Origin of the sequence: Pseudorhizobium marinum (genome assembly GCF_000705355.1) — a bacterium.
Classification (GTDB): Bacteria; Pseudomonadota; Alphaproteobacteria; order Rhizobiales; family Rhizobiaceae; genus Neorhizobium; species Neorhizobium pelagicum.
On sequence record NZ_JMQK01000004.1, the window covers coordinates 112,079 to 131,865 of the forward strand.

Here is a 19,787-nt window from a genome sequence, read left to right on the forward strand (position 1 = left end):
ATCAGCGTGCCTGCTTCTTGAGGAGACGTGCGGCGATCGCAATCAGCAGCGGACCGGCGATCAGGAGGGGCAGCAGTGCGCCACCGACATCGTCGAAGGTCAGCGCCTTTGAGAAGGTGCCGCGGGAAATGATGTTGAAATAGGTCGTCGGATAGATCGCGCCGATCCAGGCCCCGAAGCCCTGCAGCGACGACACGGGGTCCATCATTCCCGAAAACTGTGTTGCGGGAATGATGGTCATCATCGTGGTCCCGAAGATGGCCGCGATCTGGCTCGACAGGAAACTCGAGACGAGCAGACCGAAGGCGGTCGAAAAGGCAACATACAGGACCGCAGCCAGTGCGAATGTCGGCAGGCTCCCGGTGAAGGGCACCTGGAAGACGAAGACCGCAAAGAGCCAGAGCAGCACCGCATTGGCGACCCCGAGCGCCAGATAGGGCGCCTGCTTGCCCAGCAGGAACTCGAGCCGCGTGACAGGGGTCACGTAGAAGTTGATGATCGAACCGAGTTCCTTTTCCCGAACCACCGACAGGGCGGCGAGAATGGCCGGGATCAGCAGAAGAAGCAGCGGGATCACGGCCGGCACCATGGCGATGAGGCTCTCTATCCCCGGGTTGTAGCGAAAGCGCGTTTCGATGGCGAAGGGGGCCGCTGCGGCGTCGCCGTGAAGGGCGCGGGCCTGGCGGGCCGTCCAGCTGGCATGCATCCCCTGCACATAGCCGCGGATCGTTTCCGCCCTCTGCGGCATCGCCCCGTCGATCCAGGCTCCCACCTCGACATTGCTGCCGCGGGCGATGCGTTCGGCAAAGCCCGGCGGGATCTCGACCGCCAGCGAAAGAGTTCCTTCGCGCATGCGTCGATCAAGATCGGCGTAGTCCTGGATCGGCGGCTGCTCGATGAAATACCGGGAGCCGGAAATGTCGGCGACATAGTCACGGCTCGTCGACGTATTGTCGCGGTCGAGAACCGCAAACGTCAACGCCTCGACATCCATGTTGATGCCGTAGCCGATGACGAACATCAGGATGACGCTGCCGACCAGAGCCAGCGTTGCCCGGATCGGATCTCGCCGCAGTTCCAGCGTTTCCCGGCGGCTAAAGCTCCAGACGCGGCGCGGGTCGAAAAGGCGGCGACACCGCGCGTCTGCGGGGGAAAGCTGCTGCGCAGGCGCTTCCAACGTAACTTCGGCCTCGTCCTGCGCCTGCGCGCCGATCTCGTCCTCCAGATAACCGATGAAGGCGTCTTCGAGCGTGGCGGCATTGCGGCTTTCGCGGATGGCGGCCGGCGTGTCGGTCACCAGCACATGGCCGGCATGCATCAGCGAGATGCGGTCGCAGCGCTCCGCCTCGTTCATGAAATGCGTGGAGATGAAGATCGTCACCTTTTCCTGGCGGGAGAGCTCGATCAGCAGCTCCCAGAGCTGGTCTCTCGCGATCGGATCCACCCCGGAGGTGGGTTCGTCGAGGATGAGGATCTCGGGCGAATGGACGAGCGCGACCGCCAGCGACAGGCGTTGCCGGATGCCGAGCGGCAGCGCGTCCGGCAACGCCTCCATGACGTCGAGCAGCTGAAAGCGCCGGGCAAGCTCCAGGATCCGCGCCGGTATCGCGCTTGGCGCCAGCCGGAACAGGCGGGCGTGCAGCTCGAGGTTCTGCCGGACCGTCAGCTCCGTGTAGAGCGAGAAGGCCTGGCTCATGTAACCGACCCGCCTGCGGATCTCCATGTCGCGCGGGTCGACCGGCTTGCCGAACAGCCGGGCGGTGCCGCTGCTGGCCGGCAGGAGGCCCGTCAGCATCTTCATGGTCGTGGTCTTGCCGCAGCCGTTCGAGCCGAGAAAGCCGAAGATCTCGCCTCGGTGAATCCGGAAGCTGGCATTGTCGACCGCCGTGAAATTGCCGAAGCGCATGGTGAGCCCGTCCGCCTCGATGGCAAAGTCGGTGTCGTCGAATGAAAGAGCGGGCGATGGCGGGGGGCGGTGCTTCTGGTGATCCTGGTCCGGCATCAGCGCGATGAAGGCTTCGTCCAGCGTCGAGGCCCCGGTCTTTGCCAGCAGATCCGCAGGCGTGCCGGTGGCGAGGACCTTGCCGCTGTCCAGCGCGACCAGCCATTCGAAACGGGCGGCTTCCTCCATGTAAGCCGTGGCGACCATGACGCTGATGTTGGGCCGTTCGCGGCGTATGCTGTCGATAAGATGCCAGAACTGCCGCCGTGACAGAGGGTCGACCCCCGTCGTCGGCTCGTCGAGGATCAGGAGGTCCGGATCGTGAAGGAGGGCACAGCAGAGGCCGAGCTTCTGCTTCATGCCGCCCGAAAGCTTGCCGGCCGGCCGGTCTTCGAAGCCTGCAAGGCCTGTGAGCTTCAGGAGCGAATGAATGCGGCGCTTCCGTTCCTCACGCCCCTGTCCGAACAGGCTGCCGAAGAAGTCGGCATTCTCGAAGACGGAAAGCGTCGGGTACAGGTTTTTGCCAAGCCCCTGCGGCATATAGGCGATGGCTGGACAGACGTGGCTGCGGTGGCTGCTGCTGCGCATGTCGCCGCCGAGGACCTCAACATCGCCCGTCTGGATGACGCGTGCGCCCGCGATCAGGGATAGCAGTGTCGATTTGCCTACCCCGTCCGGCCCGATGAAGCCGATCATCCGGCCGGCGGGAATGTCCAGCGTCACATCGTTCAGCGCGACCCGCTTGCCATAGGCGTGGCTTACGGTCTTCAACCGTGCGGCATGGACCGGCTGCGCAGGGTCGAGCATGGCATTCGCTCCCGGTCTATGGCGTGATGGGGTTGGCAAGCAGAGCCGGCCATTCGGCCGCCGGGTCGAGCTTGACGTAGGCCTGGCCGGGCAGGCCGGTCTTCACCTGCGCCACATATTTCTGCAGCAGTTCCTCCGGCACCTGCGCGCGCAGGCGGAACATCAGTTTCTGGCGCTCTTCCTCGGTTTCCACCGTCTTGGGCGTGAACTGCGCGACATCGGACACGAAGGAGATCCGGGCGGGGATGACATATTGCGGGGCCGCGTCGAGGATGATGCGGGCATCGCTGCCGATGGCGATGCGGCCGGCATCCGCGGTCGGCAGGAAGAAGGTCATGTAGACGTCGCCGACATCCAGCATGTTGAGGACGCGGCCTCCGGCCGCGACCACTTCGCCGGGGCGCGCCACCAGATACTGGATCCGGCCGCTGCGGGGAGCCTTGAGCTCTGCATCCCGCAAATCCGCATCGAAGCGTTCGATCGTGGCCTGTGCGGCATCCACCGAAGCTTCCGCATCGATCACCTGGGAGCGGGCAGCACCGATCGCCGCATCCGTGGCGGCGAGCTGGGCCTTGGCGGCAGACAGCGAGGCCTTGGCGGTCTCGACCCGGCTGCGGTCGTCATCGAGCGCCTGCTCGGAGACGGTTCCACTGCGGGAAAGCTGTTCGCTGCGCCCGAGGCGTTTCTGCGCGGATTGAAGCGCGATGTCGTTCTGGGCGACGACGGCCGCTGCCGCCTCCTTTTCGGCCAGTCTCTGGGTCACGACGCTTTTGGCGGTGTCGATGCCGACCCTGGCACGCGCAAGCTGGGCCTCCGCCTCGCGCTTCTGGGCGCTGAGCTGTTCGATGTCCATCCGGGCGACCACGGTGCCCATCTCGACGAAGTCACCCTCGCGCACGAGGACATCCGACAGTCGCCCCGCCGTGCGCGCGGCGACGTCGATCTCGGCGGCCTCGATACGGCCGTTGCCGCTGGCGATCCCTGCCATCGCCTGCGCGCCCACGTGGGTGGACCAATACTGCCAGCCGAAATAGCCGGCGAGGGCGAGCGTGGCGAGGACGGCGCCAATCTTCCAGTAACGGGTCAATCTGCCCTCCTGCTGTGGGACGTTGGAGTACATCCTCATGCGCCTCGTCGCACCGCAGATCCTTGACGAGGATCAATCCGCAGGGCGAGCCGCGCGACATACATTGACTCCTGAAGGCAACTGCAGTTCCCGACCCGAAAGCCCTGTCATCGATATCCGTCGCCGGATACGATCTGCATCAATGCAGCCGCCGCTCGGCCTGGGCATCTGGATGTCATCGCCGACACGGTTGGTGCTGGCGGCGATGCAGCCTGCCAGACATCCAGCGGCGGCGGGCGACGGTCATATAGCGTTGAAGGCAGAGGCATGAACTTGAAAGATCCCCATAGTCAGACACTCGATGCTTGCCTCGACACTCTGGAGACGAGTGTGGGCGGACTCACCGCGGCGGAGGCGGCACGGCGGCTGGGAGTGCACGGACCCAACCAGCTGCCGGAAGCGCGTCGGCGGGGGCCTGTCCGCCGATTTCTGACCCAGTTCAACAATGTCCTCATCTATGTCCTTCTGGGGGCGGCCCTGGTGACGGCGTTGCTGCAGCATTGGGTGGATACGGGGGTGATCCTGGCAGTGGTGTTGGCCAATGCGGTGATCGGCTTCCTGCAGGAGGGGAAGGCGGAAGCGGCGATGGCGGCGATCAGGGACATGCTTGCCCCCCATGCCGCCGTCCTGCGCGATGGCGCGCGGGTGACGGTCAGCGGCACCGAGCTTGTGCCGGGCGACATCGTGCTGCTGGAGGCGGGCGACAAGGTGCCAGCCGACCTGAGGCTGATCGAGGCACAGGGGCTCGCGGCGCAGGAAGCGATGTTGACGGGAGAATCCGTTCCCGTCGAGAAGGCGACTAATCCGGTCGCGGAGGATGCCGCACTGGGCGACCGCAGTTCGATGCTGTGGTCCGGCACGCTGGTTACACAGGGGACGGCGAAAGGGCTGGTGGTTGCCACCGGAGCCTCGACCGAAGTCGGTCGCATCGGCGGGCTTCTGGAGGGGGTCGAGCAGCTGACGACACCACTGGTCGCGCAGATGGATTACTTCGCGCGCTGGCTGTCTTTCCTGATCCTGCTCATCTCCGCACTGCTTCTGCTCTACGGCTACTTCGTCGGACATCGGGATTTCGCCGAATTATTCATGGTCGTCATCGGCGTGGCCGTCGCGGCCATACCCGAGGGTCTACCCGCCGTCATGACCATCACGCTTGCGATCGGGGTGCAGGCGATGGCGCAACGCCATGCGATCGTCCGGCGTCTGCCGGCGATCGAGGCCATCGGCTCCGTTTCCGTCATCTGCACCGACAAGACCGGCACGCTGACACGCAACGAGATGATCGTGGCCGCCGCGGAGACGCCGGACGGCGCGTTCGAGATTTCCGGCGAAGGCTATGCCCCGGAAGGCGCCGTTACGCCGAGCGGCGAGCTTGCGCGGCTGGCCCTCGCCGCAAGCCTTTGCAACGATGCGGAACTTGCCCTGCGCGACGGTCAGTGGATGGTGGAAGGCGATCCAATGGAGGGGGCACTGCTTGCCTTCGCCGGCAAGATCCTCACCGGAAGCCGCCCGGACATGCGCCGGCTGGACGTCATCCCCTTCGACTCCCGCCACCGCTTCATGGCGGTCCTCAGCGAGGTGCCCGATGGCCGTACCACCTTCGTGAAGGGGGCACCTGAGCGCGTTCTGCGCATGTGCGGTGGCATCGACTTCGGCCACTGGCACGACCGCGTCGAGGCGATGGCGTCGCGTGGTCTGCGTGTCCTCGCCCTTGCCGACCGGAGCGAAAGCAGCGTCACCATCGATCCTGCATCCCTGCAGGGAAACCTCCGGTTTCTTGGCCTTGTCGGTCTGATCGACCCGCCACGCCCGGAAGCGATCGCCGCCGTGGCCGAATGCCGGGCGGCCGGCATCCGCGTCAAGATGATCACCGGGGACCATGCGGGAACGGCTGCCGCGATCGCGGCTCAGATCGGCCTGGAGAACTCGACCCGCGTTCTGACGGGAGCAGATCTCGACAAGCTCGACGAGACGCAGCTGGCGCTCGAGGTCGCAGGGGTCGACGTTTTTGCCCGCACCAGTCCGGAACACAAGCTGCGGCTGGTCACGGCGCTTCAGGCCAATGGCCTGACGGTCGCCATGACTGGCGACGGTGTGAATGACGCGCCAGCCCTCAAACGTGCGGACGCAGGCATCGCCATGGGGCAAAAGGGGTCGGAAGCTGCCAAGGAGGCTGCCGATCTCGTGCTGGCCGACGACAACTTCGCCTCCATTGCCGCGGCCGTCCGCGAGGGGCGTACGGTGTACGACAACCTCCGGAAGGTGATCAGCTGGACGCTGCCCACCAATGCCGGCGAGGCGATGGTGGTGGTGCTGGCGCTGCTGGCGGGGCTGGCTTTGCCGGTGACCGCGGTGCAGATCCTCTGGATCAACCTCATCACCAGCACGACGCTGGGGGTCGCACTTGCCTTCGAACCGACAGAGGAAGGTACCATGAGGCGGCCGCCACGCCCGCGTGATACGCCCATCTTGTCGGGCGAACTCGTGTGGCACGTCTCGCTGGTCGGCGTGCTGTTCCTCGCGGCCGTCTTCGGGATCTTCTCGTATGCGATCGACCGCGGCTACCCACTTGCGGTGGCGCAGACCATGGCGATGAACACACTGGTCGTGCTGGAGGTCTTCCACCTCTTCTTCATCCGCAACATCTACAGCACCTCACTGACCTGGGCGGCCATCCGCGGAACGAAGGTCGTGTGGGGGATCGTCATCACGGTCATCGTCGCCCAGTTCGCCGTCACCTATGTGGCGCCGCTGCAGGCGATCCTTGGCACGCGGCCGATCGCCTTTCTGGACGGCCTGCTGATCGTGGCCGTCGGAGGTGTCTTCTTTGCCATCATCGAGATTGAAAAGCAGATCAGGCTGGGCTTGAGGCGGTGACCGACCGGCTGTTGCCGGTCGCACTGATCGAGCGCGCGATCACGGAACGCGGGCTACAAAGAGCCCTTGCATAATATACAATATTATATTATGTATTTCGTAATTCATTGCTCAACCAGGGAGCCAGTCATGTCTGTCACGGCAATTTCGGAAAAGCTATCGGTGTCGGCGCAACCAAGCGTCAGGGGAATTCGCCTGTTCCGCGACCGGGGGTTCGGGACGTTGATCAACAACCGGCCGGATAACGAAGAGCCTTCGCAGCCGAGCAGCGAGGTGGAAAGACAGGAAGCCAAACAGTGCGGCCTGGCCTATGCCTTCATCCCGGTCACGTCCGAGACCATCACCGAGGCGGATGTCCGGGCCTTTCAGCGGGCGGTGGCCGCGTCCGAGGGGCCGGTCGTTGCCCATTGCAAGACTGGTACGCGCTCGCTCAACCTCTATCTGATCGGAGAGGCTCTGGATGGGCGCATGTCGGCCGAAGAGGTCGTCGAGTTCGGGCGCAGCCGAGGGTTCGATACGACACCCGCCGCAGCCTGGCTGAAGAGCCGCGCCGCGCAGCGTCCCCAGGTCAAGGGCTTCTTCGACAAACGCACGTGGAGCGTCCAATACGTCGTCTCCGATCCCGAGACCCGCAAATGCGCCATCATCGATCCCGTGCTCGATTTCGACGAGAAGGCGGGCGCGACGGCACCCAAGTGTGCGGAGGAGATCCTGAACTACATCCGCGACAATGACCTGACGGTGGAATGGATCCTGGACACGCATCCGCATGCCGACCATTTCTCGGCCGCCCATTACCTGAAGGAGAAGACCGGCGCGCAAACCGCGATCGGCGAGCGCGTGGTCGATATCCAGAAGCTGTGGAAGGGCATCTACAACTGGCCGGCGCTTGTCACGGACGGCTCGCAGTGGGACCGCCTCTTTGCCCATGGCGATACCTTCAAGGTGGGCTCCATCGACGCGAAGGTCCTGTTTTCCCCGGGACACACCCTGGCGTCCATAACCTACGTGATCGGCGACGCGGCCTTCGTGCACGACACCCTGTTCATGCCCGACAGCGGCACGGCACGGGCGGACTTTCCCGGCGGCGACGCGCGGATCCTGTGGAAGTCCATCCAGGACATCCTCGCGCTGCCTGACGACACCCGGATCTTCACGGGTCACGACTACCAGCCCGGCGGGCGGGCACCGCGGTGGGAAAGCACGGTGGCCGACCAGAAGAAATTCAATGCCCATCTCGCTGGCGTGACGGAGGAGGCCTTCGTGGCGCTGCGGACGAAGCGCGACAAGACGCTGCCGATGCCGAAGCTGATCCTGCATGCTCTGCAGGTGAACATCCGCGGCGGGCGCCTGCCGGAACCGGAAGCCAACGGCAAGCGGTACCTCAAGTTTCCGCTCGATGCCTTGCAGGGAGCAGCATGGGAATGAGCGACGATCTCAAGCAGATGATGAAGGCCGGGCTGTCCCCCACCGAGCTGGCCGGCCGCGCTGGTGAGGTCGCCAACCTTCTGAAGACGTTGTCCCATCCGGCGCGCCTGATGATCGTCTGCACCCTGGTGGAGGGCGAATATTCCGTCGGGGCGCTGGAGGAGAAAGTCGACGTGCACCAACCGCATCTGTCGCAGCATCTCACGGTGCTGCGCGGATCCGGCATCGTTGAAACGCGGCGGGAGGGCAAGCAGATCTTCTACCGGCTGACGGAAGAGAAGGCCGCACAACTGGTGGGGGCCCTCTACGAGATCTTCTGCACAAAGGACGTAAAATGAGTATCTACCTCGCATCACTGATCGGTGGCATGCTGATCGGCACCTCCGCCGTCATGCTTCTGCTCCTGAACGGCCGGATCGCCGGGATCAGCGGCATCGTCGGACGCCTCGTCCAGGGCGTCCAGACGGCCACCAATCTGGCCTTCGTCATCGGGCTGCCTCTCGGCGTGCTCGTCTATCTCCTTGCCTTCGGCGGTTGGCCGGAAGTGCGCATGACGGTTGGCCTGCCGCTCATCGTCGCGGCCGGACTGCTGGTCGGCTTCGGCTCGCGGATGGGATCCGGATGCACCAGCGGCCACGGCGTCCTCGGCCTGGCGCGCCTGTCGCCGCGCTCCATGGTCGCGGTCGCCACCTTCCTGACTGCGGGTGTCGTCGCGGTCGCTGTCCTGCGGGGGCTCGGCCTATGAACCGGATCATTCTTCAAGTTGCGGCTGCTCTGGCGTCGGGCATCGTCTTCGGCTTTGGCCTGTCCCTGTCCGGCATGCTGAATCCCGCGCGCGTCCAGGGCTTCCTCGATATCTTCGGCGCCTGGGACCCGAGCCTCGCCTTCGTGCTTGGCGGCGCCGTCCTGGTGGCCTTCGTCGGCGTCCAGGCCATGAAGCGGATCAAGCATCCGGCCTTCGACGACAGCTTCCATGTGCCGACCAACAACCGGATCGACGCACCGCTGGTGGTGGGCTCGGCCCTGTTTGGCCTTGGCTGGGGCATCGGTGGCTTCTGCCCGGGACCGGCCATTGCCGCCCTGATGATCGGCCTGCCGGAGACGGTCGTCTTCGTCGTCGCCATGCTGGTCGGGATGACCCTGCATGACCGGGTGTGGAGCAAACGGCCGTGACTTACTCGATCCTATCGGCAGTGGCGTCGGGCGGCCTGGTCGGCTTCCTGCTCGGCCTGCTCGGCGGCGGCGGCTCGATCATCGCCACGCCTTTGCTTCTCTATGTCGTCGGCGTGGCCCAGCCGCATGTGGCCATCGGCACGGGCGCTCTCGCTGTCTCGGTCAACGCTTTCGCCAATTTCGCCAGCCATGCAGCCAAGGGGCACGTCTGGTGGAGATGTGCAGCCGTGTTCTCCGTCCTCGGCGCCATCGGTGCGCTTGGCGGCTCGAGCCTCGGCAAGGCCATGGACGGCGATCGGCTGGTCTTCTTCTTCGCCATCCTGATGGCCGTCGTCGGCGTCCTCATGCTGCGACCGAAGAAGCCCGTCGAGGTGGAATGCCGGCCTGTCGATCTGAAGATGTGTCTTGCCACCGCCGCCGTGGCGCTGGCGGCCGGTGCCGCCTCCGGTTTCTTCGGCATCGGCGGCGGCTTCCTGATCGTGCCGGGTCTGATGCTGGCGACAGGTATGCCGATGATCAATGCCGTCGGCACCTCGCTTCTCTCCGTCGGCACCTTCGGGCTCGCCACTGCTTTGAACTATGCAAGCTCCGGTCTCGTCGACTGGGTGCTGGCGGCGCAGTTTATCGGCGGCGGCGTTATCGGCGGAATTCTGGGCATGCTGCTGGCGGTCCGTCTCAGCGGCTACAAGAACATTCTCAATCGCGTGTTTGCGGGGCTGATCCTCGTCGTGTCCGGATACATGCTCTACCAGAGCTGGGGCGAGCTCTTCGCCTGACGGGGCGCTAAATATCTCCGAGCCGCGGCTTGATGCGCAAGGCGCGCAGCGCATTCAGAATGACGGCCACGTCGATGACCTCCTGGAGAAGCGCCCCCTGCACGGGGGTGAGATAACCGAGCGCTGCGGCAATCATGCCGGCAACCGACAGTCCGATGCCGGCTGCCACGCTTTGCATGGCGATCTGCCGGGCCCTTTGCGCGATCTCGATCCCCGACAGCAGGCGATCCAGATGATCGACCAGCAGAACCACATCCGCCGCTTCGGCCGAGGCCGCAGCCCCGCGCGCGCCCATGGCGACGCCAACATCGGCTGCGGCAAGGGCCGGCGCATCGTTGACGCCGTCGCCGACCATCATCACCGGGCCGTTCTTGCGCTCGGCAATCACCAGAAGCACCTTCTGGTCCGGCGTCAGGTCGGCGCGCACGCCGTCGAGGCCAAGTCCCTCCGTCACTGCCTCGGCGACGGCCTGCCGGTCGCCGGTCGCGAGCAGGATGCGCGCAACCCCCAGCCGCCGCAGCCCTGCCAGCAGATCGCCGGTGCCTGCGCGAAGGGCGTCGGACATCACCAGACGACCCTGGAGTTTTCCGTCGACTGCAACGGCTACGATGACCGAGCCTGCGTCGCGCGCCTGGCTTTCGATCTCGCTCGTGCCGATCTGCGCTGCCACGAAGCCGGCCCCGCCGACAACGATCTTGCGGTCGCCGACCATTCCTGCAAGCCCTTCGCCGGGTGTCTCGACCACGTGGTCAGGGAGGGACAGGGGTATGCCTTTCGCCTTGGCTGCGGCGACAATCGCCTGCGCCATCGGGTGCTTCGATGCCTGCTCCAGGGCGGCGGCGAGGGCGACGATGTCGTCGGCCGGCATGTCGCCTGATGTCTCGACGGAGACGATCTGTGGCCGTCCGTCGGTCAGGGTGCCGGTCTTGTCGAGGATCAGTGTCCGGATCTGCGCCAGCGACTCCAGCGGTCTGGCCCCCTTGATCAGGACCCCGAAATGGGCCGCACGCGACAGTCCCGCCACCAGCGCGACCGGAACCGCCAGGATCAGCGGACAGGGCGTCGCCACCACCAGCACCGCAACGGCGCGGATGGGATCGCTCGTCAACCACCAGGCAGCGGTCGCCAGGAACACCGTCAGGCCGAGAAACCAGAGCGAATAGCGATCCGCCAGCCGCGACATCGGCGCCTTGGACTTCTGCGCCGCCTCCACCAGGCGGACGATCCCGGCATAGGTGCTGTCGGCGGCACGGTGCGTTGCCCTCAGATCGAAGGCCTCGCCGGCATTGGTCGAGCCGCTCATCACCTCCATGCCCCGATCGCGCCCGACCGGCATGGACTCTCCCGTCAACGCTGACTGGTCGAGCTGCGCCCGGTCGCTTTCGACCGTACCGTCCACCGGCGCAACATCGCCTTGGCGGATCAGCAGAAGATCGCCTGGCAGGATGTTTTCGAGAGGGACTTCTTCGAGCGATCCGGTGCCGTGCCGTGTCGCCGTCCGCGGCACGCGCGACAGAAGATCGCTCATTTCGCGCCGGGCACGGCCTTCTGCATAGCTCTCAAGGAAAGTGCCGCCGGAATACATCAACGCGACAACGGCGGCCGCAAGCGCTTCGCCGAAAAACAGCGCCGCGGACATGGAAAGGGCTGCCACGATGTCGAGGCCAACCTCGCCCTTTGACAGGCTGCGGACAATCTCGACCACGAGCGCTGCCAGGACCGGGATCACGCCGGCCGCCCAGGCCATGGCCGCCAGATCGCTCCCGGCTGCCATCAATGCGAGGCCGGACACAAGGCCGGCCAGTGCAACAGCCAGCAAAGCGATGTTGAGGCGGCTGTGCGACAATGGGGTCATCATGTCTTTGGCCAAGGTCTATCCACCGGCGGATGCCCTCAGGCTGGCGGCGAGCACTCCCTTACCCTCCGCCTCGGCCACCTTCTGCTTGACGGCGACGAAGCTGTCGGGACTGACGGAGATGCTGTCGATGCCGCAATCGACCAGGAATTTCGCAAAATCCGGGTGGTCGCTCGGCGCCTGGCCGCAAATGCCGATCTTTGCGCCGGCCTTGCCGGCCTCCGTGATCACGCTGCGGATCATCCATTTCACCGCCTCGTCCTGCTCGTCGAAGAGTTCGGCGAGGTCGCCGGAGTCGCGATCGACGCCCAGCGTCAGCTGGGTCAGGTCGTTCGAGCCGATCGAGAAGCCGTCAAAGTGCTCCGCGAACTGCTTGGCCAGGATGACGTTCGACGGGATTTCGCACATGACGTAGACCTGCAGGCCGTCCTCTCCGCGACGTAAGCCGTTCTCCGCCATCACCTGCAGCACCTTCTGCGCCTCCGAGACGGACCGGCAGAAGGGGATCATGATGATCACGTTGCGGAAGCCGAGCTCGTTGCGGAGCTTGCGGATCGCCCGGCATTCGAGCGCAAAGCCTTCGCGGTAGCGCGGGGAATAATAGCGGGACGCGCCGCGAAAACCGATCATCGGGTTTTCCTCGTCCGGCTCGAATTCGGCGCCGCCGAGCAGTCCGGCATATTCGTTCGTCTTGAAATCGCTCATCCGCACGATCACCGGCTTCGGATAAAGCGTTGCGGCGATGCGCGAGAGCCCCTCGGCCAGCTGGTCGACGAAAAAGGCCGGCTTGTCCTGATAGCCGGCGGTGATCGCGGCGATCTCCTGCTTGGCCGCCTCGTCCTTCAGCCTGTCGAAGTGGACGAGCGCCATCGGATGGATGCGGATGGCATTGCTGATGACGAACTCCATGCGCGCCAGTCCGACGCCATCGGCCGGCAGCTTCCACCAGCGGAAGGCCGCGCCGGGGTTGCCGATGTTCAGCATGACCTTCGTCTTCGTCTCCGGCACGTCGTCCATGTTCAGCGTCTCGACGGCGTAGTCTGCCACCCCTTCGTAGACCTGTCCCTCATCGCCTTCGGCGCAGGAGACGGTAATCTCCTGTCCCGTGTGCAGGAGATGTGTCGCATTGCCGGTGCCGACGATCGCCGGCAGGCCGAGTTCGCGGCTGACGATGGCGGCATGCGAGGTGCGCCCGCCATGGTCGGTGACGATGGCGGCTGCCCGTTTCATGATCGGCACCCAATCCGGATCGGTCGTCGAGGTAACGAGGATCGAGCCGTCGATGAACTGGTCGATGTCCTTTGCCGAGTCGATCAGGCAAACGGTTCCGGAGATGATTGCATCGCCGATCGACAGGCCGCTGACGAGCGTCTTGCCCTTGCTCTTGATCCGGTAGGACTTGAAGACGGCGGCCTCGCGGTTCGATTGCACCGTCTCCGGCCGCGCTTGTACGATGAACAGCCGCCCAGTATCGCCGTCACGCGCCCACTCCATGTCCATGGCGCAACCATAATGGTGCTCGATGGTCACGGCCCAGCGGGCCAGCGTCAGGATCTCGTCGTCGCGCAACACCAGCGCCGCCCGCTCCGCCTTCGAGGTCGGCACGTTCCGTGTCGGCTGGTCCTGCGTGCCATAGATCATCTTGATCGCCTTGGCGCCGCGCTTGCGGGCGATGATCGGGCGAAGCGAGGGGTCGCCGAGAAGCGGCTTGAAGACCTGGTATTCGTCCGGATCGACGGTGCCCTGCACGACGTTTTCACCCAATCCCCAGGCCGCATTGATGAGCACGACCTTGTCGAAACCCGTTTCGGTGTCGATCGAGAACATCACCCCCGATCCGCCGATGTCGGACCGTACCATCTGCTGCACGCCGATCGATAGCGCGACCTTCATGTGGTCGAAGCCTTTCGTCTGGCGGTAGGAGATGGCGCGATCGGTGAAGAGCGAGGCGTAGCAGCGCCGGCAGGCGTCGAGCAGCGATGCTTCGCCGGCGATGTTGAGATAGGTTTCCTGCTGGCCGGCGAAGCTCGCGTCCGGCAGGTCCTCGGCCGTGGCGCTGGACCGCACCGCGACGCTGGCATTGTCGCGGCCGGCGCGCTTCGATAGCTCATGATAGGTCTTGAGGATCGCGTCTGCGGTCGCTTTCGGCCATTCGCCGTGGAGGAAGAGCTTGCGGATGGCCTCGCCGGTTTCCGGAAGGCTGGCCTTGCCGCTGGTCCATTTGCCGATCAGCTCGGTCATTGCCGCCCGGATGCCGTTTTCGTCCACGTAGTTCCAATAGGCATCCGCAGTGGTGGCAAAGCCGGCCGGAACGTCCACGCCCTGCTGGCCAAGCGTCTGGATCATTTCTCCAAGCGAGGAATTCTTGCCGCCCACCTTGGCAACGTCGACGCGTCTCAGGTCTTCGAACCAGACGACGGGTGAAGATGCATCACTCATTGCTGACCTCCATAGGCAAGCGGTTCGCCGAATGCGGTTGCTTGCGATGACGTGAGGCTAATTGCAGTGCGCGTCCGCAACCTTGATCCTTGTCAAGGTGACGGCGCTGTCTCTGTCACACCTTGCACCGTGTAAGGACAAGGAGAAGCACCATGATACCCAGGAGACGGACGGCGATTGCGGGCGAAGTCGGGCCGACACATGTCCGGTTTGCCCTCATCGACATGGACGAACTGCGCCTTGATCACTTCGTCAATTTCCGGTGCGGCGACTTCACGTCGATCGAACAGGCACTGGCCTCCTATCTGCGCTCGCTGCCGGCGCATCCAGATGTTCTGAGCCTTGCCGTCGCAGGCACCGTCGACAACGACCGCGCCTCCGTCCTGGGCAGCGGCTGGCACTTTACACGCCGGCACCTGGAGAGTGCAATGTCCATGCGGCATGTGACCCTGATCCGGGACATCTCGGCCATGGCGCTCGCTCTGCCGTTGCTGGAGCCGCACGAGATCGAGCAGGTCGGCGGCGAGGCGCCCTTCATAGACAGGCCAAAGATCGTCATGAGCTTTGGGCATTTTCTGGAAGCAGCCACGATCATTCCCGTCGATGATGGCTGGATGGCCCTTGCCGGGGCCGCCGGAGAGATGTCCCTTGGCGGGGTCGACGCAGAGGAGATTGAGCTCCTGAAGCACGCCGGGGGTGACGGACCGATGTCGGCAGGCAACCTGCTTTCGAGCGAGGCTCTTCAAAGGCTCTACGTCCACCTGCTGAGCCGCAAGGGAAGAGTGGCGGACGGTGATCCCCACGACAGCCTGGCCACCGGACTTGCCAAGCAGGATGCGGTTGCAGTGGAGGCATCGCAGATCTTTTCCGCCTGGATCGGCCGGCGGATTGGCGATCTTGCCCTTCTCACCGGAGCCGAAGGCGGTGCCTACCTCGTTTCTGACGAGGGCAGGTACGGGCTCGACGTGCTCTCGCCGCAAGCCCTGCGCCAGGGCTTCGAAGCCGGCCGCATCGGCTCCGGCCTCGCCAGGCTCCCGCTGTTCCTGGCCCGTTCGACAACGGCGGTGCTGCGCGGTGCCGCTCTCGCAATCCAGTTTGACGAAGATCATGGCGGCGGGCAGCCGGCTGCTTAGTCTTCAAGACAGAAAGAAGAAGGAACAGTATCATGACATTCAAGACGGTTTTGGCGGTTGTCGGCAGCGATAGCGCAAAAGGCGATCTTTCTCCTGCGCTGCAGGCAGCATCGGAAATCGGAGCGCATCTGACGGTCATCGTCGCAGGCATCGCGACCGCTCCCACGATCGGCGACTATCCCGTCGGCATCGGCTGGATCGAGCAGCGCGACAGCGACATGAAGGCGCTTCAGGCGGTTCGCGACGAGGTCCTCGAACGCTGCCGGGCGGAGGGTATCTCCTGCGATGTCGACCTCGCCTATGCGGAGCGCGCTTTCCTCGAAGAAATCCTGTTCCAGAGGACGCTCTACTGCGATGTCGTTGTGATCGGGAAGGGCGTTATCCAGTCCGCCGACCTGGCGCGTTCCGTGCTCGACGCCGCGGTCTTCCAGGCGCATCGTCCGCTCGTCCTCATCCCGGCCAGCGGTAAGGTGAGCTTCCAGCCGAAGCGGGTCCTCCTGGCCTGGAATTCGAAACTGGAGGCTGCGCGTGCTGCCCGCGAATCGCTCGAGATGCTGATCGGCGCCGAGCAGGTGAATGTCACCCTCGTCGATCCGGATGGCTTCTCCGGACGCAATGGCGAAGAGCCGGGCGCCGATGTCGCGGCCTATCTCGCGCGGCATGGAGTAAAGGTGATCGTGGACCAGCTTCCCAGCGCCGGTCGCCCGGTCAAGACGGTGCTTCAACAGCATGCGCTCGACATAGACGCCGATCTGCTGGTGATGGGGGCTTATGGACACTCGAGAATGCGCCAGCGCATTTTTGGCGGCGTGACGACGTCCATCATGGAAGAGGCGCAGCTACCGGTCCTGCTTGCCCGCTAGCGGCTTCTGCGCTTCTGGTTCCAGACCTCGGAAAGGACGGTCCGCAATGATTATGGAAGATCAGAGTGCCGTCATCGCCTTCCTTTCTGCCCCTGCAACCTATGGCCTCGGCGAGCCTGTCGAGGTCATCCGCACGCATATCTCCGAGGTCTTCCTCGCGGGAGGACGCGCTTACAAGATGAAGCGGGCGGTCAAGCTCCCTTATGTCGATTTTTCGACCATCGAGCGTCGCCTTGAGGCCTGCCAGGATGAGGTTTCGCTCAACAGCCTGACGGCGCCCGATCTCTATCTCGGCATACGCCGGATCACCCGCGACAGCGATGGCCGTCTGGCGCTTGACGGGGCGGGGGACCTCGTCGAGGTCGTGGTGGAGATGGTCCGCTTCGCGCAGGAAGCGCTGTTCGACCGGATGGCGATGGACGGCGGATTGACGCTTCCGCTCATGACGGAGACGGCCCGTGCCATTGCGAGGTTTCATCGCTCCGCGCCTGTGATTTCCTCGGGCACGGGATCGGACAACATGGCCAATGTGCTGGCCATCAATGAGGCGGGCTTCCGGACAAGCCAGATATTCACCACCGATGAGGTCTCCCGGATCGCCGCAGTTTTTCGCAGCCGTCTTGATGAACATGCAGAGGTGCTGGACCGTCGCTCGGATGCCGGCCGGATCCGGCGCTGCCACGGTGATCTCCATCTGCGTAACATCTGTCTCATGCAGGGAGAGCCCCGGCTCTTCGACTGCATCGAGTTCAACCTGCAGATTGCCACCACCGACGTCCTCTACGACCTTGCCTTCCTGCTGATGGACCTCTGGCATCGCGGCGACCGCATGCGCGCCAATTGGGTGATGAACCGATATCTCGACGAGGCGCAGGATGAGGATGGTTTCTGTCTCCTGCCGTTCTTCATGGCGACGCGGGCAGCCGTGCGCGCCCATGTGACGGCGACCCAGGCCTCCGAAGCGGAAGGCGAGGCGGCGTCCTCCCTTGCGACAGAGGCCCGGTCCTACTATGAGTTGGCGCTCACGCTTCTGCAGAAGGCACCGGCGCGGCTTGTGGCCATCGGCGGCCTGAGCGGCTCCGGCAAGTCGAGCCTCGCGGATGCGTTCGCCCCGCTGCTCGGTGTGGCCCCCGGTGCCCGGATCATCGAGAGCGACCGTATCCGCAAGGCCCTGCACGACGTGCCTGCCGAAACGCGGCTGCCGCCCGCGGCCTACCGGCCGGAAATCTCGAAGAAGGTCTATGCCGAGATGGCCTGGCGTGCGGCCGTCATTCTCGGACAGGGCGGGTGTGCGGTGGTCGATGCCGTCTTCGAGCGGCATGACGATCGGCAGCAGGTCGAACGGGCGGCGGCCGAAGCCGGTACTCCCTTTCTCGGTGCATGGCTGGAGGCAGAGCCGCTGCTGCTCTGGGAGCGTGTCTCCAGCCGTTCAGGAGGCGCTTCCGACGCCAACACCGAAATTCTCGCCCAGCAGCTGGAGCGAAGGCCGAGGGATGTCGGTTGGCGCCAGCTCGATGCGGGCAGGGCGATCGGCGAGAACGTCGCTCTTCTTCTGAGCCTTGCCCGTTGAACGACCTGTGTCACAGGAGGTGAAGGCTGCTTCTCGGGAGATCGGCGTTGCGGATTTCCTCAGGGCGCCGGAGCCGGAAAGACGCGCCCCTCGAACAGCTTGCGGGCCGTCCGCAAGGTGCCGATGCCTTCTATCTTGCCCTCCGCACTGATATGAACCAGGACCTCGGCGGCTCCCGTCGGATGCTCGACGAGAAAACGTCCATCCTCCGGGAGCTGTGCCATCTCGGCCGCGATGGAGTCCGGGATGGTACAGGCCGTGGCGACGCTGACGGCGGCGAAGACGCCGATAGAGGCATGGCAGCGGTGCGGGATGAAACTGCGCGTGCTGATCGTGCCGCCGTGCTGTGGCGGCGAAACGAGCGTCATCTTCGGCACCGACTTCTCGGTCACGTCGCCAAGGTTCATCATCGGGCCGACGGCGAGGCGGATCGTTTCCAGGCGGGCCTTGAGGTGGCCGTTGGCGTCGAGATCTTCCCGGCTTTCGGTGCCGCTCAGGCCGAAGTCCGATGCGCGCAGGATGACGATCGGCATGCCGTTGTCGATCAGCGTGCATTCAATGCCGTCGACCACGTCGCGGGCGTTGCCGGAGGGCAGGAGGGCTCCGCACATCGAGCCTTCGGTGTTCTGGAACAGGAGAGGGACGGCGGCATGATGCCCGGGAACGCCGTCGATGCGCGCCTCGCCGCGATAGCTGACCTTGCCGCCGGGGGTCGCGACCTGGGCGACCGATACCTCGCCGGTGTTGACCATGTGGATGCGGACCGGTGTCACACCGTCCTGGGCCGCTACCAGCCCCCGTTCGATCGCCGCCGGTCCTACGGCCGCCAGGATGTTGCCGCAGCCCTGCGCGTCGGTCACCACCGGCTGGTCGACGAAGACCTGAAGGAAGAGGTAGTCGACATCGGCATCCGCCCGGGTGGAGGGAGACAGGATCGCCACCTTCGAGGTCAGCGGGTCGGCGCCGCCGATGCCGTCGATCTGGCGGCTGTCGGGGGAGCCCATGGTGCCGAGCAGCAGTGCGTCACGCTCCTTCGGATCTGACGGAAGGTCGGACGCCAGAAAGACGGCAGCCTTGGAGGTGCCGCCGCGCATCCACAGGCACGGAATGCCGTCGGCATAGGGGTCAGACATATCTCAGCCCCTTCTCGGTCAGCCTTTCCCGCATGGAATAGATGTCGAGGCCGAGTTCTCCTGCGGCCAGACGCTTGCGCCGAGCCTCCTCCGAGGCCACCCGCGCCTCTGCGGCGGCGGCCACCGCCTCTGCTTCGATACGCTTGACGACGACGACCCCGTCGTCATCGGCGACGATCACGTCTCCCGCCTCGATGGCCGCCCCGGCGCAGACGATCGGGATATTGACCGACCCCGGCGTCTCCTTGACGGTGCCCTGGGCGGAAATCGCCTTCGACCAGACCGGAAACCCCATGGCCGTCAGATCCCTGATATCGCGGACGCCTGCCTCGATGATCAGTCCGCGGCAGCCGCGCGCCCGGGCGGAGGTGGCGAGCAGATCGCCGAAATAGCCGTTGTCGCAGGGCGAGGTAGGTGCGAGCACCAGGATGTCTCCTTCGCGGAGCTGCTCGATCGCCACATGGATCATCCAGTTGTCGCCGGGCGGTGCCGAGATGGTCACGGCAGAGCCGGCGACCTGGGCGCCCGAGTAGATGGGCCGCATGTAGGAGGCCAGGCACCCGCGACGGCCCTGTGCCTCATGGACGGTCGCGACGCCGGCTGCCGCGAGGCGATCGATGACCTGCGGATCCGCCCGATCGATGTTTTGCACGACGACAGCCATG

Annotated in this window: 15 protein-coding genes; 9 read left to right on the forward strand and 6 right to left on the reverse strand. The window is 65.0% G+C overall.

Translation table 11 applies throughout. The features are described 5' to 3' along the window. Position 1 precedes the first annotated feature (1 nt). Both rbbA and EO99_RS0106185 read right to left on the reverse strand, forming a co-directional pair. Positions 2-2,749: a ribosome-associated ATPase/putative transporter RbbA gene (rbbA, locus tag EO99_RS0106180; protein ID WP_029617770.1), complete on the reverse strand. Its 2,748-nt coding sequence runs from the start codon at positions 2,747-2,749 to the stop codon at positions 2-4. Between the two features lie 16 nt (positions 2,750-2,765). Further along, on the reverse strand, positions 2,766-3,869 hold the full coding sequence (locus tag EO99_RS0106185) for an HlyD family secretion protein (RefSeq protein ID WP_077067042.1): 1,104 nt from the start codon (positions 3,867-3,869) through the stop codon (positions 2,766-2,768). Between the two features lie 273 nt (positions 3,870-4,142). Between EO99_RS0106185 and EO99_RS0106190 the strand changes: the two genes are divergently transcribed. The 6 genes from EO99_RS0106190 to EO99_RS0106215 all read left to right on the forward strand — a co-directional run bounded on the left by EO99_RS0106190 (position 4,143) and on the right by EO99_RS0106215 (position 10,129). Continuing rightward, positions 4,143-6,752 (forward strand): HAD-IC family P-type ATPase, encoded by a 2,610-nt coding sequence (locus EO99_RS0106190; RefSeq protein ID WP_029617772.1) that lies wholly within the window; start codon positions 4,143-4,145, stop codon positions 6,750-6,752. A 129-nt stretch (positions 6,753-6,881) separates the two neighbouring features. Further along, a complete protein-coding gene (blh, locus tag EO99_RS0106195) occupies positions 6,882-8,180 on the forward strand; it encodes a bifunctional sulfur transferase/dioxygenase Blh (protein ID WP_029617773.1) in 1,299 nt (432 codons plus the stop codon). Then, positions 8,171-8,518 carry a sulfite-sensing transcriptional repressor BigR gene (gene bigR / locus EO99_RS0106200; protein ID WP_029617774.1) on the forward strand — a complete coding sequence of 116 codons (348 nt, stop codon included), beginning with the start codon at positions 8,171-8,173 and terminating at the stop codon, positions 8,516-8,518. Before blh ends, bigR begins: the two co-directional genes overlap by 10 nt. Then, positions 8,515-8,925 (forward strand): YeeE/YedE family protein, encoded by a 411-nt coding sequence (locus EO99_RS0106205; protein WP_029617775.1) that lies wholly within the window; start codon positions 8,515-8,517, stop codon positions 8,923-8,925. Before bigR ends, EO99_RS0106205 begins: the two co-directional genes overlap by 4 nt. Further along, positions 8,922-9,353: a YeeE/YedE family protein gene (locus EO99_RS0106210; RefSeq protein WP_029617776.1), complete on the forward strand. Its 432-nt coding sequence runs from the start codon at positions 8,922-8,924 to the stop codon at positions 9,351-9,353. The genes EO99_RS0106205 and EO99_RS0106210 overlap by 4 nt, the downstream gene beginning before the upstream one ends. Next, on the forward strand, positions 9,350-10,129 hold the full coding sequence (locus EO99_RS0106215; protein WP_235776773.1) for a sulfite exporter TauE/SafE family protein: 780 nt from the start codon (positions 9,350-9,352) through the stop codon (positions 10,127-10,129). Before EO99_RS0106210 ends, EO99_RS0106215 begins: the two co-directional genes overlap by 4 nt. A 7-nt stretch (positions 10,130-10,136) precedes the next feature. Here the strand turns inward: EO99_RS0106215 and EO99_RS0106220 are convergent, their stop codons facing one another. Further along, on the reverse strand, positions 10,137-11,984 hold the full coding sequence (locus EO99_RS0106220; RefSeq protein WP_029617778.1) for a heavy metal translocating P-type ATPase: 1,848 nt from the start codon (positions 11,982-11,984) through the stop codon (positions 10,137-10,139). Positions 11,985-12,002: 18 nt separating this feature from the next. Next, positions 12,003-14,423 (reverse strand): phosphoenolpyruvate synthase, encoded by a 2,421-nt coding sequence (gene ppsA / locus EO99_RS0106225; protein WP_029617779.1) that lies wholly within the window; start codon positions 14,421-14,423, stop codon positions 12,003-12,005. A gap of 152 nt (positions 14,424-14,575) precedes the next feature. Here ppsA and EO99_RS0106230 point away from each other — a divergent pair, with 152 nt between their 5' ends. The 3 genes from EO99_RS0106230 to EO99_RS0106240 are packed head-to-tail and all read left to right on the forward strand — an operon-like array spanning position 14,576 to position 17,989. Next, the gene (locus EO99_RS0106230) at positions 14,576-15,556 is read left to right on the forward strand and encodes a glucokinase (protein ID WP_029617780.1); all 981 of its coding nucleotides are present in this window, start codon (positions 14,576-14,578) and stop codon (positions 15,554-15,556) included. A gap of 32 nt (positions 15,557-15,588) precedes the next feature. Then, complete coding sequence (locus tag EO99_RS0106235) at positions 15,589-16,419, forward strand: universal stress protein (protein ID WP_029617781.1); 831 nt, start codon at positions 15,589-15,591, stop codon at positions 16,417-16,419. Positions 16,420-16,465: 46 nt separating this feature from the next. After that, positions 16,466-17,989, forward strand: a complete 1,524-nt coding sequence (locus tag EO99_RS0106240) for a bifunctional aminoglycoside phosphotransferase/ATP-binding protein (protein WP_037111172.1) — start codon at positions 16,466-16,468, stop codon at positions 17,987-17,989. A gap of 59 nt (positions 17,990-18,048) precedes the next feature. Here the strand turns inward: EO99_RS0106240 and EO99_RS0106245 are convergent, their stop codons facing one another. Continuing rightward, a complete protein-coding gene (locus EO99_RS0106245) occupies positions 18,049-19,122 on the reverse strand; it encodes a 4-oxalomesaconate tautomerase (protein WP_037111177.1) in 1,074 nt (357 codons plus the stop codon). Continuing rightward, positions 19,115-19,786, reverse strand: a complete 672-nt coding sequence (locus EO99_RS0106250; RefSeq protein WP_029617784.1) for a 4-carboxy-4-hydroxy-2-oxoadipate aldolase/oxaloacetate decarboxylase — start codon at positions 19,784-19,786, stop codon at positions 19,115-19,117. Before EO99_RS0106250 ends, EO99_RS0106245 begins: the two co-directional genes overlap by 8 nt. Between the last annotated feature and the right edge of the window lies 1 nt (position 19,787).